General features: G+C 54.4%; 13 protein-coding genes. 9 read left to right on the top strand and 4 right to left on the bottom strand.

Annotated elements, in window-relative coordinates; translation table 11 throughout:
• Positions 1 to 48: 48 nt before the first annotated feature.
• Positions 49 to 1,344: a TRAP transporter large permease gene (locus FHS18_RS17375; protein WP_183601344.1), complete on the bottom strand. Its 1,296-nt coding sequence runs from the start codon at positions 1,342 to 1,344 to the stop codon at positions 49 to 51.
• Entirely contained in the window at positions 1,341 to 1,850 is a 510-nt protein-coding gene (locus FHS18_RS17380; RefSeq protein WP_343060561.1) for a TRAP transporter small permease, read from the bottom strand. The genes FHS18_RS17375 and FHS18_RS17380 overlap by 4 nt, the downstream gene beginning before the upstream one ends.
• Before the next feature lie 205 nt (positions 1,851 to 2,055).
• Between FHS18_RS17380 and FHS18_RS17385 the strand changes: the two genes are divergently transcribed.
• The 3 genes from FHS18_RS17385 to FHS18_RS17395 all read left to right on the top strand — a co-directional run bounded on the left by FHS18_RS17385 (position 2,056) and on the right by FHS18_RS17395 (position 5,132).
• Positions 2,056 to 2,376: a cupin domain-containing protein gene (locus FHS18_RS17385; RefSeq protein ID WP_183601345.1), complete on the top strand. Its 321-nt coding sequence runs from the start codon at positions 2,056 to 2,058 to the stop codon at positions 2,374 to 2,376.
• A 155-nt stretch (positions 2,377 to 2,531) separates the two neighbouring features.
• Positions 2,532 to 3,326 (top strand): zinc transporter ZupT, encoded by a 795-nt coding sequence (zupT, locus tag FHS18_RS17390; protein WP_183601346.1) that lies wholly within the window; start codon positions 2,532 to 2,534, stop codon positions 3,324 to 3,326.
• Between the two features lie 264 nt (positions 3,327 to 3,590).
• On the top strand, positions 3,591 to 5,132 hold the full coding sequence (locus FHS18_RS17395) for an IS1182 family transposase (RefSeq protein ID WP_183601347.1): 1,542 nt from the start codon (positions 3,591 to 3,593) through the stop codon (positions 5,130 to 5,132).
• Between the two features lie 101 nt (positions 5,133 to 5,233).
• On the opposite strand, the gene FHS18_RS17400 is transcribed toward FHS18_RS17395, so the two are convergent.
• The gene (locus tag FHS18_RS17400) at positions 5,234 to 6,376 is read right to left on the bottom strand and encodes a glycoside hydrolase family 88/105 protein (protein ID WP_183601348.1); all 1,143 of its coding nucleotides are present in this window, start codon (positions 6,374 to 6,376) and stop codon (positions 5,234 to 5,236) included.
• A 152-nt stretch (positions 6,377 to 6,528) separates the two neighbouring features.
• Between FHS18_RS17400 and FHS18_RS17405 the strand changes: the two genes are divergently transcribed.
• Positions 6,529 to 7,365, top strand: coding sequence for a helix-turn-helix domain-containing protein (locus tag FHS18_RS17405; protein WP_183601349.1), 837 nt, complete (start codon positions 6,529 to 6,531; stop codon positions 7,363 to 7,365).
• 3 nt (positions 7,366 to 7,368) lie between these two features.
• Here the strand turns inward: FHS18_RS17405 and FHS18_RS17410 are convergent, their stop codons facing one another.
• On the bottom strand, positions 7,369 to 7,860 hold the full coding sequence (locus FHS18_RS17410) for a GyrI-like domain-containing protein (protein WP_183601350.1): 492 nt from the start codon (positions 7,858 to 7,860) through the stop codon (positions 7,369 to 7,371).
• A 188-nt stretch (positions 7,861 to 8,048) separates the two neighbouring features.
• On the opposite strand from FHS18_RS17410, the gene FHS18_RS17415 reads away from it, so the two are divergent.
• The 5 genes from FHS18_RS17415 to FHS18_RS17435 all read left to right on the top strand — a co-directional run bounded on the left by FHS18_RS17415 (position 8,049) and on the right by FHS18_RS17435 (position 15,701).
• The gene (locus FHS18_RS17415) at positions 8,049 to 9,068 is read left to right on the top strand and encodes an autoinducer 2 ABC transporter substrate-binding protein (protein WP_246427717.1); all 1,020 of its coding nucleotides are present in this window, start codon (positions 8,049 to 8,051) and stop codon (positions 9,066 to 9,068) included.
• Positions 9,058 to 10,932, top strand: coding sequence for a sensor histidine kinase (locus tag FHS18_RS17420; protein ID WP_183601352.1), 1,875 nt, complete (start codon positions 9,058 to 9,060; stop codon positions 10,930 to 10,932). Before FHS18_RS17415 ends, FHS18_RS17420 begins: the two co-directional genes overlap by 11 nt.
• On the top strand, positions 10,901 to 12,556 hold the full coding sequence (locus FHS18_RS17425) for a helix-turn-helix domain-containing protein (RefSeq protein WP_183601353.1): 1,656 nt from the start codon (positions 10,901 to 10,903) through the stop codon (positions 12,554 to 12,556). Before FHS18_RS17420 ends, FHS18_RS17425 begins: the two co-directional genes overlap by 32 nt.
• A gap of 562 nt (positions 12,557 to 13,118) precedes the next feature.
• Positions 13,119 to 14,633, top strand: a complete 1,515-nt coding sequence (locus FHS18_RS17430; protein WP_183601354.1) for a sugar ABC transporter ATP-binding protein — start codon at positions 13,119 to 13,121, stop codon at positions 14,631 to 14,633.
• A gap of 15 nt (positions 14,634 to 14,648) precedes the next feature.
• Positions 14,649 to 15,701: an ABC transporter permease gene (locus FHS18_RS17435; protein ID WP_183601355.1), complete on the top strand. Its 1,053-nt coding sequence runs from the start codon at positions 14,649 to 14,651 to the stop codon at positions 15,699 to 15,701.
• Positions 15,702 to 15,703 lie beyond the last annotated feature (2 nt).

Below are 15,703 nucleotides of genomic sequence, written 5' to 3' on the forward strand. Positions count from 1 at the left end.
TCAGTATAATGGAACGCGCGCCTCTATCGTAGAGGATGTAAGTTATGTTTAAGGCGAGCCGTTGACCAGATGGGGCAGCCAAAGCGAGATTTGCGGAATATACGTAACCAGCAGCAAGGCGATGCACATCGCGGCGAAGAACGGCCACGAGGCCTTGGTCGCTTGGCTGACCGGTACTTTGCCGAGCGCGCAGCCGATGAACAATACCGTCCCGACCGGCGGGGTAATGAGCCCAATGCCGCAGTTTAGGATCATGATGATGCCGAAGTGGATCGGATCGATCCCCAGCGCCGTGGCGACAGGCAGCAGGATAGGGGTCATGATCAGGATCATCGGCGCCATGTCCATTGGGAATCCGATCAATAGGAGCAGAACGTTGATCATGAGCAGGATGACGTAAGGGTTATCCGAGACGCTGAGGAACAAGTCTGTCATCAGCGTCGGCACTTTCAAGTAAGCCAGGATCCAGCCGAAAGCATCGGAGGCCGCGATAAGGAACAGGACCATGGCTACGGTGCGGAACGTTTTCTTCAGCACGATCCCGATATGGCTAAGCGGAACGTCCCGATAAATGAAGAAGGTTAGGATGAACGCGTAGACGCAGGCGATCGCCCCGGCTTCCGTCGCCGTGAACCATCCGCTTAAGATGCCGCCGAGAATGATGACGCCCGTCATGAGGGAGAGGAAGCCGTCATAAATGATTTTCGGCACTTGAGCCCACGTGATCGCTTCCCCTTTGGGATAGTCCCGTTTCGCCGCAATGATATACGAGATGATCATGAGCGTGAACATAAGGAGCAGACCTGGAACGATTCCGCCCAAGAAAAGGTTGGAGACCGATACGCCTCCGGCGGCAACCGAGAACAGGACCAAGTTATGGCTCGGCGGGAAGATAACGCCCTGGATGGATGCGGAGGTCGTAACGGCAACCGCGTAATCGGCGTCGTAGCCTTTTTTCTTCATCGCAGGGATAAGGACGGAACCGATCGAAGACACATCGGCCGCAGCGGATCCGGATATATTGCCGAAGAACATGCAGGCTACGCAGTTGACGAGCGCAAGTCCCCCTCGAACCGCGCCGACGAACAGCTGGGCGAAGTTCACGAGTCTGGTCGCCATACCTCCGGCGCTCATAATCTGCCCCGCGAGGATGAAGAACGGAATCGCGAGCAGCGAGAACGAGTTGATCCCTTGAATCATCCGCTGACCGACGACGACCCACGGCAGGTCCAGATAGATCATCGTAATCAAAGCCGAACCGGCGAGCGTAATCGAGATCGGGAACCGCAGCAACAGCAGGACAACGAAAGAAACGGCGAGGATAATGATCGCGATCGTATTCATGTCTTCGGCACCTCCTCGTCCAGATCCTCATGCCGGATCGTCTCGATTCCGATCAACTGGAGGAAGGTATAGACACAGATCATGACGCCGGTGATCGGCATCACCAGATACATCGCGCTGTTCGGCAGCTTGGTTGCCGGCAAGGTCGATTCGTTCATCAAGACCGTGAAATCCCAACCGTTCTTGACCAAATAGAGGCCGAAGCCGAAGACGGCGATCAGGATGATTTTGTCGATGATCTTATTGACCGGTTTCGGCAACAGGTTGGTGAAGCTGTCCATGGCCAGATGAAGCTTCTCTCGGAATCCGATCGCGATGCCCATGAAGGAGAACCATACCATCAGCAGCAGCGTCACTTCCTCCGACCAGAAGAACACGAAGTTGAACAGCTTTCTTGTAATGACTTGAACGGCGACAATGCCAACCATCGCCACGATGGCGATTAACGCGAAGTGCTCGAACAGCGAATCAATGGCGAGCGCGATTCGCTTGATGCTCCTCTTCACCTGTCTCCCTCCTTTGCTTCCGTCATGTAAGTGCTTACATGAATAGTGTAGGGGACGGCGGAAGATTTGGTAACGCCATCGTTTTTAGGAATATTTGTAACTTTTTTAGGATTCCTCCAAAAGGGTAGAATCGGCCGAACATGAAAGGTATGATGTTCTCGCGGGTATGGATGCAAAGCGGAAAGATTCGGGAGGGTTGATTACGATGGGGAAAGTAAACGAGTGGGAGCAGGCTGAACCGGGCGTTAAACGCAAAATTTTCAATCCCGGCGAGACGATCATGATGATGGAGGTCCGCTTCGAAGAAGGGGCGGAAGGTTATCTGCACAGCCATCCGCATGAGCAGCTTTCTTACTGTCTGGAAGGGCAGTTCGAATTCGTCGTCAATGGGGAGACAACCATCCTCTCGCAAGGGGAAACGATCTTCATCCCGAGCGGCGCCGAGCATGGCTGCCGGGCGCTTAAGCCGAGCAGGCTGCTGGATAGCTTCACGCCGTTGCGGCTGGACTTGCTCGGACGGAATTAATTCTTCTTTTCGCGCTTATCATGAAACACAACAAGACACGAATCCGTATCAGGATTGGTGTCTTTTTTCATATGGGAGAAGTTTGACGGTTATCCTTGTCCTAGGGTAATATTCTCGCAAGACACCAATTATAGGGTCGACAAGGGAGCGTATGTATGACAGAAAACTTGCTGCTGGCTTTTGGACTTACGCTGCTGGCTGGACTGGCGACTGGTATAGGCAGTCTTCTTGCCTTTGTCACGACGACGACGAATACGAAATTTTTATCGCTCACATTAGGATTTTCCGCAGGCGTCATGATCTATGTTTCGATGATCGAGATTTTCGTGAAAGCCAAGGATGCCCTAGTGGCCTCGGCCGGCCATGTACAGGGGAACTGGATTACGGTTGGGGCTTTCTTCGGAGGCATGCTGGTGATCGCCTTAATCGACAGATTCGTGCCGCAGCGGGAGAATCCCCATGCGGATCAGAATGTGGAAGGCGGAGGAACGAAGGATAGTTCCTTGCTGAAGATGGGGACGTTCACGGCGCTTGCGATCGCGATTCACAATTTTCCTGAAGGCATTGCGACTTTCACCTCCGCGCTTCAAGACCCCGGCCTTGGCATTGCCATCGCAGTTGCGATCGCCATCCACAACATTCCCGAAGGCGTAGCCGTATCGGTGCCCGTATTCTATGCAACGGGTAGCAAAAAGAAGGCGTTCAAGCTGTCGTTCTTGTCAGGCCTATCGGAACCGGTGGGGGCTATCTTCGCTTATTTGATCTTAATGCCGTTCCTGAACGACTTTATGTTCGGCATCATCTTCGCCATGGTGGCGGGAATTATGGTATTCATCTCCCTCGACGGACTACTTCCGGCGGCGAAAAAGTATGACGAGGGGCATCTGTCGATATACGGCCTCATCGCCGGCATGGCCGTGATGGCGCTCAGTCTGCTATTGTTTATCTAATTTATCTACATGAGAAAGGGGGTGTCCCATAAGTCATCATAGATGACGGTTGGGACGGCCCCATTTCATTTTAGATCATGTTTGGTTACCTAATTCACTGCGCAGTCAAATGTTCTTCCGCTCGCTGTTGTTCGGGGACTCCTTGAATGAATAGGCTAAAGTGGGAATCCCCTCACAAAGGCGACCGCTGGCGCTTCTCCAGAATCATTTGACCTGCTCCGTTTTGGGTTAACCTTCAAAATTTTAAAAGCAAAAGAATATACCATGGACCAGCTGTCCTTGCCAATGGACTTGCAAGAAGATATCCCTCAAAACCATCTCGTCCGCATCATCAATGACGCCGTCAACCGTTTAAGTATGAACCTCTTCACCAAAGCTTACCCCGGCGGCGGCCGGGACAGCTATCACCCTAAGATGCTTATGAAAGTCATCATCTATGCGTACACACAGCGCATCTATTCCTCTCGCCAATTCGCCAAAGCCGTGCGCGAGAATATCATGTTCATGTGGCTTGCCGCTAGACAGCGTCCAGATTTCCGTACCATTAATCGCTTCCGTCCCGAGCGAATGAAAGACGTGCTGGAGTCGGTTTTCACCACCGTTCTTCAGTTTCTCGCCGAAGAAAAATATGTCAATTTGGAACACTACTTCGTCGATGGAACCAAGATCGAAGCCAACGCAAATCGGTACACGTTTGTCTGGGGCAAGGCCGTCGTCAGACATAAAATGAAGCTGCAAGAAAAAGTGCAAAGCTTGTTCGCGACGATCGAAAAAGCTGAGAAGCAGGAGGAGGCTGCACTGAACGGCCTAGATCTCTGTGAGCTTGGAGAAGCCGCGGCCATTACAAGCGAAAAGCTGGACCAAGCAGTTAAACAGCTTGAGGCAAAACTGGACAAAAAACCGAAGGACAAGCCGCTGAAGAAGGCCGTCCGCCTTGTTCGGAAAGACTTGCTGCCGCGCCTTCAAAAATACGAAGAGCAGCAACAAATTCTCGGAACACGAAACAGTTACTCCAAGACGGATCACGACGCGACGTTCATGCGCATGAAGGAAGACCACATGCAAAATGGCCAGCTGAAGCCAGGATATAACGTGCAAATCGGAACGGAAAATCAATTCATGATCGGATATAGTCTTCATCAACGACCAACGGACACGCGTTGCTTGAAACCGCATTTGGAAAAAGTGAAAACTGCACTTGGCCAATTACCAAGAACCATCATCGCCGATGCGGGGTATGGCAGCGAAGAGAACTACGCCTATTTGAATGAAGAAGCATGTAACGTGGTTGTTAAATACAGCACGTATCACAAAGAGAACAGCAAATCCTGGCAAACAGATATCAGTAAATTAGACAATTGGACATACGACGAAAAAAGCGACGCCTGGACCTGTGCAGCTGGTCAAAAACTTGCCTTTCGCTACGAAAGCAAAACGACGACAGAAAGCGGTTTTGAGATTCGAACTAGTCACTATCGGAGCTCAACATGTGACGGCTGTCCGCTGAAGCCAAAATGTACAAAGGCCAAAGGAGATCGTGAAATACAAGTCAGCATGAACTACCTACATATGAAACGGCAAGCCCGAGAACACCTAAAGAGCAAAGAAGGTTATGCCCTGTCGGTTCGGCGCATGCATGAACCTGAGAGTGTGTTTGGGCAAATCAAAAACAACCGAGGATTTCGAAGGTTCCTGCTTCGGGGCTTGCTAAAAGTGAGCCTGGAGGTCGGGTGGCTTTCGCTTGCCCACAATCTGCTGAAGAAAGCAGCAACAGATAAAATAGCAAAAGTGACCGTGCAGGTTTAGTACCCGCTCGGTCACTTTTTTGTTCAAATCGAGCTATTTAAGGATTCACAAGAGTGAAATTGAACCCTTATGGGACAGCCCCTTCTTTGTGATCTGGGGAATTAAGGTTGAGAAATCTTCGCCTTTTCTTCATCCGCCAAAGCCATCTCCGCGCACATCAGAATGAATGCGCCTGCGCCGTGCAAGTCATTCTCGCTCGTCGGACGCGCGATGTAGTGGGCATAGTCGCCGATCCCTGTTCCGATGCAAATCTGACCGATGACCACGCGGCCTTGTTCGTCGAACTTCAGCGTATCGATGACGCCTTGATACCCTTTCCAGGCGTGCTCCATATACTTCGCATCCAGATACCCGAGTCGTACAGCCTTGGCGATCGCATGGACGAACAGGGAAGTGCAGGAGTTCTCCAGCCAGTTGTCCGGCCGATCGCCTTTATCGATGACCTGATACCATAAGCCCGTGGCTTCATCCTGGTAATTCACAAGGGCAATGAGCAGGTCCTGGAGAATCGCTGTCAGCGCAGCCTTATCCTTATGATCCTCCGGCATATGCTCGAACATCTCGAGCAGGGCAACCGGATACCAACCGATCGCGCGCCCCCAGAACTCCGGCGCAAGTCCCGTGTCCGGATCGGCCCATGCCGCCGCTTTGGTTTCGTCCCAGCCATGATACAGCAGACCGGTAACCGGGTCCTTCGTATATTGAGCCATCAGCAATGCTTGGAAGGCCAAGAGATCCGCATACTCCGGCTCGCCGAACGTGCTTCCGAACTGCACGGCAATCGGTCCGGCCATGTACAGGCCGTCGAGCCACATCTGATTCGGATAATGGCCCTTATGCCAGAATCCGCCGGATGGATTCGTCTCCCACTGCTTCAAGAGCGGGACGAGGTTGTACAAAGCTTGCTTATAACGTTCGTCGCCCGTCCGCTCGTAGAGCGGGAAGAGCAGCACGCCCGGCTGAATATCGTCCAGCTCGTCGGATTTGAATTTCGGAATCCGGCCGTCTTCCAGCAGGTGGCTGTCTACCCAACGTTTCGTATAGTCATAGTAGCGGTCGTCCTTCGTCTGCTCCCACACCTTCATCATCCCCGACAGGAATACTCCTTGGTGATAATGGAAGCGTTCCGGCGGAAGATTCTCGGGCTCGAACTTGGTCATTAAGGCTTCGCAAGCCTTCTCCGCCCAGTCAATCGGGCTCATGCGTTGCAGCTCTTTACTTGCATCGGATATGGATGGATTCATCGTACATCTGCCTCCTTCGACTTCTTAGCCTTATCGTAGCACTCCGGATATGTACATTTATTGCATGAATGCCGAATTTCTTCTTATATTTTGCGGAAGTAGAAAACGCTTTATAATAGAGGGAGCGAATAGGCAAGGAAGGGGAAGGGCGGATGGAACAACTTCATTACCATAACGATGCGGGGACCTTAATCGTCTCCCACCGGAAGGCGCAGAGCCACCATATGCCGGTCAGCCATTTTCACAGCACGTACGAAATCTTCTATCTCATGTCCGGCCAGCGGGAATTCTTCATTCAAGATCGGACGATCGTGGTGAACGAGGGCGACATGGTGATCGTCTCGCCGAATATTCTGCATCGGACCACGGATGCGGCAAGGACGGAGCATGAGCGGTTTATTGTGAATATACACCCGAGCAGCATGGCAATGGCGCCTGGCAACGGTCAAGATGTTCTGCTTCCGCTGTTGTCCGAAGCCTATGTCATCGTCCGGTCCACGTTGCATGAGCGGCAGATCATCGACGAGCTGGTACGGACCATTCAGCAAGAGATTCGCGAGCAGAAGCAAGGCTTCGAATTCTATGCGCTGACCTTGGCCCAGCAGCTGCTTATCCGCTGCTGCCGGCATGCGGGGCAAGGAAGCGCGGAGCCTCTGGTGGCGCCGAGTCCGATGCATGAACGAATCTCGGAGATCGTCCGCTATATCAACAACCATTACATGGAGGAGTTGTCGCTTCAACGGATCGCCGATCATTTTTTCGTGAGCCCGTATTATTTGAGCCGCACCTTCAAGGAGGCAACGGGATTTACGTTCGTGGAATATCTGAACAGCGTGCGTATCAAGGAAGCGAAGCAGCTGCTGGAGCATTCTTCGATGAAAGTCGGCTCCATCGCCCGGAAGGTCGGCTTCGGCAGCGTGACCCACTTCGGCCGCGTCTTCAAGGAGATTACCGGTTACGTACCGCTGCATTACCGCAAAGTAAAGTAGCCGTTATTTAACGGAAATATAAATATCCACTTGGCTATTCCGCGGGTCCGCCGCTCGCGAATCATACACTTCGAAGTCCGTCAGGAATGCTCGCTCATGATGCTTGGACCATGCCCAGATCTCCTTCCAAGCTTCCATGACGACTTCCTGAACAGGACCTCGGCGAGTCGTGAATACCTTATACCGGCATGACGGAATCACGAACTGCTCCAGGCCATCCGCCGGTTCTTGCTGCGCCTGCGCGACCTCCGCTCCGAGCGCATACGTATAGAACCCCGTCTCATCCGATTCATACCGGGTGTACAAGGCGATGACGGCGTCGTTGGCGCGGGAAGCGATCTTCTCGAGGACACGGTTCTGATAGAATTTCGCCCACTGATCGGCGATGACGCCCTGACCTTTCATCTCGGCTTCATTACTGGTTACGGCGGACGTACCATGGACAACGAAGCCTGGTTTAACCTGGATTTCACCCTTCGACGAAAAAGCTGGCATAACGGTAATAACCCCCTTATAGGAATGGATGATTTGACCTTCATGAAAGATGACGTAAACAACCGCGAAAATGTGACAAGTTGAGTTTAACTTTACCGGAAATACGTGTCGATGTCATAATAAGGGGATGACATGATTGGGGGCTTAGGCGAATGCGGTTCGGGGTCATGATGTTGCTTTTCTTTTCCATGTTATTTGTAAGCGCTTGCGGACTAGCTGTCCAGCACGATAATTACGAGATCATCTATGCGATGGGCAACGACGACCCAGAAGCGCCAGCCGGTCAGCCGGCAGAAGACGGAACGGACAAATTCACGATTGGCGTCGTTCCGAAGCTGGTAGAGATCCCGTATTTCAATTTGGTGGAAGAAGGGGCGAGGGAAGCCGCGGAGCACTTAGGGGCGGAGCTGATCTATAAAGGTCCTCCGATCGCCGACACCGCGCAGCAGATCAACATTATTCAAGAACTCATCGAGGAAGGCGTGGACGCCATCGCCGTATCGGCCAATGAACCCGATAAGCTGCTGCCCACGCTGCTGAAGGCGAGATCGCAAGGGATCAAAGTGATTACGTGGGATTCCGACACGTACAGAGAAGGCAGGGACTTCTTCGTGAACATGGTCGATGACGAGAAACTGGGCCGTCATCTGTTGGATACGCTTGCTTGGAATACCGGCGAGAAGGGTGAGTTCGCGATCCTCACCGGGCAGTCGAAGGCTGCCACGTTGAATGAATGGATCAAGTGGATGAAGGTGCAGCAGGAAGAATATTATCCGGCTATGAAACTTGTCGAGATCGCGGCGACCGACGACGATCCGCAAAAAGCCTACGAGGCTGCCAAGCGCATGCTGGCGCAGTATCCGAATCTGGCCGGCATGATCGGCAATTCGTCCGTCGGGCCTCCGGCCGCTGCGCAGGCGGTTAAGGATGCGGGACGGACGGGTCAAGTGAAAGTCGTCGGCTTATCGCTTCCGAACCTGATGGCGCCTTATCTTGCGGATGGCTCCGCACAAGTGGCCACGCTATGGAGCCCGAAGAAGCTGGGCTACTTGACCGTCGTGTTGGCGGTGCAGATGCTCGAAGGCAATCCGCCCCAAGACGGCATGACCGTCGCGAATGTCGGCATCATCCGGGTGAACGGGGATGTGGTCGTCATGGGGGACCCGGTCGATTTTACGGAGGAGAACGTGAATCAGTATGATTTCTAGACTGACAGATAAGCTTGCCTTCGGACGGCTCCGGCTCAGCACGAAGCTGATGGTTACTTATACGCTGCTCACGATAATTCCGATGTCGCTGCTCGGCTACTTCTCCTATTGGCAGTACACCAAGTCGATCGAGGAACAGATCGGCGAATATATGCCGCGCTTCCTCGTCCAGGCGGATGCCAATATCAAGAAGCATATGGATGAGCTGTCGACGCTGCCGGAGATGCTGTTCAACTCCGAAGCGATGGTGGCGATCCTGCGACGCGACGTCTACCAGAGCCGCGCCGACTTGAACCGCGACCAATTCGAGATGAACAGCTTCCTGAACCGGACGTATCTGAACGGCGCGAGTCCGGATGTCATCGGAGTATTCCTGCTGTCCAAGAACCGGGTATTCGAGAGCACGCGGCTCAGTTACTCCGGCATCGATTGGGGTCAGGCGTTCACCGATTACGGACAGGATCTCGAGCTTCGCAGCAGCGTCAAGCTGCTATTGCCCGGCGATATCGGGCTTCGCTTCGTCGATAACGTCCCGTATGTGCTGATCATGAAACAAATCGAAGACGTCGACAACCGGAAGAATCTCGGCATGATGTTCATTGCCGTGCGTCTCAATTTCATCCGCAATGTGATGCATAACCTGGAGAACAGCAATCAGGCCGATATGTGGCTGATGACGCGCAAGGGACAAATTATTTTTCATACGAATCCGCAGCGGATCGGTGCGTTCGATCCGAATATCGATCGGTATCCGCTCCTCGATGGCAGCTTCCGGGAGAAGAGCGAGACTGGAACGAGGCTGGTCAGCGTTCGCAAGTCCGATGAGCTGGATTGGGTGCTGGTGCACAGCGTTCCGCTGGAGGCGCTGACGGCCCGGACCGATTTCGTCAAGCAGGTGACGATCCTCGTCTTCATCGGCTTGGTGCTCCTCAGCATCTTCATGTACGCGCTGTTCTCCATACGGGTTACGCGGCCGCTCAATAAGCTGAATCAGCTGATGAAGCATGTGGAGATGGGCAAATTCAACGTGGATCTCAAGGTACAAAGCAAAGATGAGATCGGGACGCTCGCCGGAAGCTTCAATTCGATGGTAACGACGATCCGGGAGCTCATCGAGCAGAATTATCATATCGAGATCCGCCAGAAGGAAGCCGAGCTGTACGCGCTGCAGTCTCAGATCAATCCGCATTTCATGTACAACACGCTGGAGACGATCTCGATGGCCGTCGAGGAAGACGAGAAGGAGACGGTGGTGGAGATGGTCACGCTTCTCGGACGGATGCTGCGGTTCTCGGTCAACAACAAATCGAAGTTCGTCACGATCGATCAGGAAGTCCAGCATGTACACGATTATTTGACGATCCAGAAGTTCCGGTTCGAAGACCGGCTCAGCTTCGATATTGCGGAGTCGCTCCCCAGCTCGTCGGAAGAGGCGCTGTATACGCCGAACTTCATCCTGCAGCCGATCGTGGAGAATGCGATCAAATACGGGCTCGAAGCGCGCAAAGGAGTCGACGTGCGCATTACGGTAAGCGAGGAATTCGGCGCGAAATCGGGACGGCAGGATCTGGTGTTCCGCATCCGGGATAACGGGCCCGGGATTGCGGCAGGCCGTCTGGAACAATTGGAACGGGCAATTCGGGAGGATGCATGGGCAGGCAAAGACTCCGGCTTCGGCCTGAGCAACGTGAACGCCCGCATCGTGCTGCTGCACGGCCATGATTATGGAATCCAGCTGCATAGCATAGAGGGAATCGGCACGGAAATTGCGGTACGAATCCCCATTACCCGGGCAGTGGATGTCGAGCGAATCGAGAAGGAGGCGAAATACCGTGCAACGCATTCGAACCTTAATCGTCGATGACGAGCCGCGGATTAGAAGGGGCATCGAACGGCTGTTGCTGTCATGCGGCGACGGATTTGAGATCGCGGCCGTGCTTGCGGACGGCATGGAAGCGCTCGAGTACATGCATCGGAACGCCGGCGCGGTCGATCTGGTCATCAGCGACGTGAAAATGCCGGAGATGGATGGGCTCACGTTCGTGAAAGAAGCAAGTTCGCATTACAAGTTCTATTCGCTATTCATCAGCGGCTATGACGATTTCGAATACTTACGCGCCGCACTGCGGGAAGGCGCGGTCGACTATGTCCTGAAGCCCGTTGACCGGGACCAATTCCGGCAGCGCATGGCCGAGATCGAGGAGAAGATCGCAAGCGACCGTTCGCGGCAGTTCAAGCTCGGCGAATTAGAGCAGCAAGCGCTGAGGCTCGGACGTACGCGGCAAACGCAGGCGCTCAGCTATACCACCTCGCAAGGCGTCGACTTGTCTCGGCTCGGTTACTGGGTGGATGAGTTCCCTAAAGGCAGGTACCAACTGATGTACGTCAGCCTGGATGCGTTGCCGGTCAAAAGCCGCGCGTATACTGCTCGGGATTGGGAGGCTTACTTCTACGCGCTTGAGAATATTCTCGAAGAGCTGGTGCAGTTGCATGCTCAGCAGACGGACAGCAGCGCCTGGTGTTGGCGAGGCGGGCAATCGGATTTTTGGACGCTGCTCCATCTTCCCGAAGTCGAAGCCGACACCGATCCTTCCTGGACGCCGCTTGCCGACCGGATCCGTTCCGCCTTCCGTCTCTATACGCCGTTCTCCGCTTCGATCGCAACCGGTGAGGCCATTGAAGATCTGTATCTACTCCCGGAAGCCAAGCGGCATTGTCTGTCGCTGATCCAATATCGGCTCATTGAGGGCGGGAACCGCCTGTTTCGGCCGAAGCGTGACACGCGCGGCGCGGCCGGACCGGCAACAGAGGCCTATCTGCCGCCTGCGATCGATAGATTGAAGCTTGCCGTGGAACAGACCCGATTGGACGAGGCGCTGCTGCAGGCCAAGTACGTGTTCGAGCATTTGGAGAAAAAGGAATCTCCCGCCGCGATTCTGCAAGCCGTCATGAACCTGCTCATCCTCGTCCACTCCGTTTCCTTGACAGGCAGCGGGCATTCCGGATTCTCGGTGACGCTGGAAGAATCGTTCGACAAGCTGCAGCGGGCCGCGCATCTCCACGAGCTGAAGCAGGAAGTGAATACGAGGATTGCCGAAGCCGTCCGCGGCATCGAAGCGTCACGGCTAGGCAGCAAGCTGAGGTCCCCTGTCGATCAGGCCAAAGCCTGGATACGCGGGAATCTCGCGGGGGAGCTGACGATTAAGCGAATCGCCGATCAGGTTCACCTGAATCCGACCTACTTCTGCGAATGCTTCAAGTCGCAGACCGGCGAGACGGTGCTCGATTACGTCACCCGCAAGCGGATGGAGTCCGCCAAGGAGCTGCTGCAGAACCCGGGAATGAAACTGCAGGAGATTAGCGTGCAGGTCGGATATCAGGACGTCAAATACTTCAGCCGGTTGTTCAAGCAGTGGTCCGGCATCACGCCTTCGCAATACCGGGACCAGCAAGCCGCTTCCGCCTCCATGCAGCCAGATCAGATTTGATCCGCTTCTATGCGCATTACGCCATGCCTATCCGTAGGCATGGCTATTTGTCGTTCGGCGGGGAAATCATGAATCGCACGAACTTGCGAATAAGGTAAAGCGTGTCCGACTGATAATTGGCATGTGCTTCGGTGAGGAAGCACATCAAGGAAGCGGACGAAAGCGAGGAATAGCAGGAAGAATGCAATGAGATGCCAATTCGGGTCTGCTCCATAAGGCAAACAGTGGCGAACGAAGCGCAGGTCAAGAGCTTTGTCCATATGACATGCCTCTCGCTTATCTTCGGGACAAAAGCGGGCTCCTCTCAAGATGACACATCAACGACGGCCGCAAAATGAGTCACGCCAATTTCGGGTTTCCAAAGGGCTGAGGCCCTTGGATCCCCTCCGATGGAGGGGTGGGGGAGGAAAAAGAACGGGTTCAGAAGGGCGAAGCCCTTCTTTTCCCGACGATTATCCCCCTTACCCGAATACTGTCACCTCAACGAGATGAGAGTTAAGCGCTATCATTGGAGTATCGAATGAGAGAGAAATAGCGCAAGCGGTACGGAGGGAAGCGGAATATGAGCGAATATGTACTGGAATTGAAGGGCATTACGAAGACTTTCCCCGGCGTGAAAGCGCTGGACGACGTATATTTCAAGCTGCGGCCCGGCGAGATTCACGCCTTGATGGGCGAGAACGGCGCAGGGAAGTCGACGTTTATTAAAGTCATTACCGGCGTGCATGCGCCAGACGGCGGCGAGATGTACCTGAACGGTCAACGCGTCAGCTTCAAGAATCCGACCGAAGCGAAGAAAGCCGGAATCGCGGCCATCTATCAGCATGTGACCTGTTATCCGGATCTGAGCGTGACGGAAAATATATTCATGGGCCACGAGAAGGTAGCCAAAATGTCCAAGCGGATTCTGTGGAACGAAATGCACGAAGAAGCGCAGCGGCTGCTGACCGAGCTTGGGGCGTCGTTCAGCCCGAGGACCGAGATGGGCGCGCTTAGCGTAGCCGAGCAGCAGATCGTGGAGATCGCCAAGGCGCTGTCGACGGACGCCAAGATCATCATCATGGATGAACCGACGGCGGCCTTGACGAAGAACGAGAGCGAAGAGCTGTACCGCATTGCCGAACGTCTGCGGGACAAGGGAACGTCGATTATTTTCATCTCCCATCGGTTCGAGGATATGTACCGGCTCGCCAGCATGGTGACCGTGTTCCGGGATTCCAAATATATCGGCACATGGAAAGTCGACGAGATTACGAATCCGGAGCTGATCGTGGCGATGGTCGGCAGGGAGATCACCCAGTTGTTCCCCAAGAAAGAAGCGCAGATCGGCGAAGAGCTGCTGAGTATCGAAGGCCTCGGGAAAACCGGCTATTTTGCCGATATCAGTTTCCGTCTGCGAAGGGGCGAGATTCTCGGATTAACCGGTCTCGTCGGTTCGGGGAGGACGGAAGTGTGCGAGGCGATATTCGGCGTGCATCGTTACGACCGAGGAACGGTCCGCTACAAGGGCAAGGAACTCCATGTACGGAACCCGCTCGAGGCCATGAAGCAGGGGATCGGGTATTTGCCCGAAGACCGGCAAAAGCAGGGGCTGGTCCTGCAATGGAGCATCGGCCGCAATATTACGCTGCCATCGCTTGAGAAATACGCCAAACGAGGGATATTAAACAGCCAGCAGGAAGCGCAGTCAGCCAAAAGCTTGGCGGAACGGCTCGGCGTCAAAGCCGGGAGCATCTTCGATCTGGTCAGCTCGCTGTCGGGCGGCAACCAGCAGAAGGTCGTCTTTGCCAAGCTGCTCACGGCGGATCTGGATATCATCATTCTCGATGAACCAACGAAGGGCGTCGACGTCGGCGCGAAATCGGCGATCTACGACATTATCAGCGAACTGGCGTGCAACGGTTACGGGGTCATCCTGGTCTCCTCCGAGATGCCCGAGATCATCGGCATGTGCGATCGGGTCGCGGTCATGAAGGAAGGGCGGATCACGGGCATGCTGGGACGCAGCGAAATAACACAGGAAGCGATACTGCAAGCGGCGATGGTCGATTCGTCCGACGCTGTCGGCATCCGATAAGGAGTGTAATGCAAGATGAAGCAGAAAGAATGGGGAGAACCGGCTTTGGCGATCACGCAGAGCGCGGTTCAGCCGGCGGCGAAGGCTGCCTGGAGCAGCAGCTTCGCCAAGTTTCGGGAGATCGGGTTGCTGGCATTCATCGCCTTGCTCTGCGTAGGCGTTCAGTTGCGCAATCCGAGCTTCCTCACCTGGGAGAATATTAACGATATTGCGACCAATACGGCCATCCTTGCCATCCTGTCCGTTGGCATGATGCTGGTCATTATTACGAGAGGCATCGACTTGTCGATCGGCGCGACGCTGGCGCTGTCAGGCATGACGGCGGCGCTAACCGTCAAACAATTCCCCGGCTTGCATCCGGGTGTTGCGCTGCTGCTTGGGATTGCAGTGGGATTGGTCTGCGGCGCGATCGTAGGATTGCTTGTATCGAAGGTAGGAATTCTGCCGATCATCGCGACGCTCGGGATGATGAATGTGTTCCGCGGCCTCACGTACGAGATGAGCGGCGGCAAGTGGGTCAGCGCCCACCAAATGCCGGACTCGTTCAAGCAGCTGGCGACCGGCACGATTCTCGGCATCAACAACCTGATCGTCATCGCCGTCGTGATCTACGTCGCCGCCTATTATTTCGTCAGTTACACCCGTACCGGCAGACGCGTATACGCGGTCGGCAGCAGCCCCGAATCCGCGGCGGTGAGCGGCATCAAGAGCGACCGGATTCTATGGCTCGTCTATACGCTCATGGGCGGTCTGACTGGACTGGCTGGCGTGTTGTGGGTATCCAAATTCGCTTCCGCGCAAGGCGATACCGCCTCCGGCTATGAACTGAACGTCATTGCGGCATGCGTGCTCGGCGGCGTCAGCATTGCGGGCGGATCCGGCAAAATTTCCGGGATCATTCTCGGCTCGGTCCTGCTCGGCATCTTGAATAACGCGCTGCCGATGATCAATGTCTCGCCGTTCTGGCAGAGCTGGATCCAAGGCATGATCATCGTGATCGCGGTCATCATCAATGCGCTGGTCAAACGCGGCATCAACCGCAACAACCTGATGAGGAGGAAGATTTAGGC

This window comes from Paenibacillus phyllosphaerae (genome assembly GCF_014192105.1).
Lineage (GTDB): Bacteria > Bacillota > Bacilli > Paenibacillales > Paenibacillaceae > Paenibacillus_Z > Paenibacillus_Z phyllosphaerae.

Bases quoted from the DNA above. Each gene is read 5' to 3' on its own strand.
- FHS18_RS17375 (WP_183601344.1), bottom strand. From the start codon at position 1,344: ATGAATACGATCGCGATCATTATCCTCGCCGTTTCTTTCGTTGTCCTG.
- FHS18_RS17385 (WP_183601345.1), top strand. From the start codon at position 2,056: ATGGGGAAAGTAAACGAGTGGGAGCAGGCTGAACCGGGCGTTAAACGC.
- zupT (WP_183601346.1), top strand. From the start codon at position 2,532: ATGACAGAAAACTTGCTGCTGGCTTTTGGACTTACGCTGCTGGCTGGA.
- FHS18_RS17395 (WP_183601347.1), top strand. From the start codon at position 3,591: ATGGACCAGCTGTCCTTGCCAATGGACTTGCAAGAAGATATCCCTCAA.
- FHS18_RS17400 (WP_183601348.1), bottom strand. From the start codon at position 6,376: ATGAATCCATCCATATCCGATGCAAGTAAAGAGCTGCAACGCATGAGC.
- FHS18_RS17405 (WP_183601349.1), top strand. From the start codon at position 6,529: ATGGAACAACTTCATTACCATAACGATGCGGGGACCTTAATCGTCTCC.
- FHS18_RS17410 (WP_183601350.1), bottom strand. From the start codon at position 7,860: ATGCCAGCTTTTTCGTCGAAGGGTGAAATCCAGGTTAAACCAGGCTTC.
- FHS18_RS17415 (WP_246427717.1), top strand. From the start codon at position 8,049: ATGTTATTTGTAAGCGCTTGCGGACTAGCTGTCCAGCACGATAATTAC.
- FHS18_RS17420 (WP_183601352.1), top strand. From the start codon at position 9,058: ATGATTTCTAGACTGACAGATAAGCTTGCCTTCGGACGGCTCCGGCTC.
- FHS18_RS17430 (WP_183601354.1), top strand. From the start codon at position 13,119: ATGAGCGAATATGTACTGGAATTGAAGGGCATTACGAAGACTTTCCCC.
- FHS18_RS17435 (WP_183601355.1), top strand. From the start codon at position 14,649: ATGAAGCAGAAAGAATGGGGAGAACCGGCTTTGGCGATCACGCAGAGC.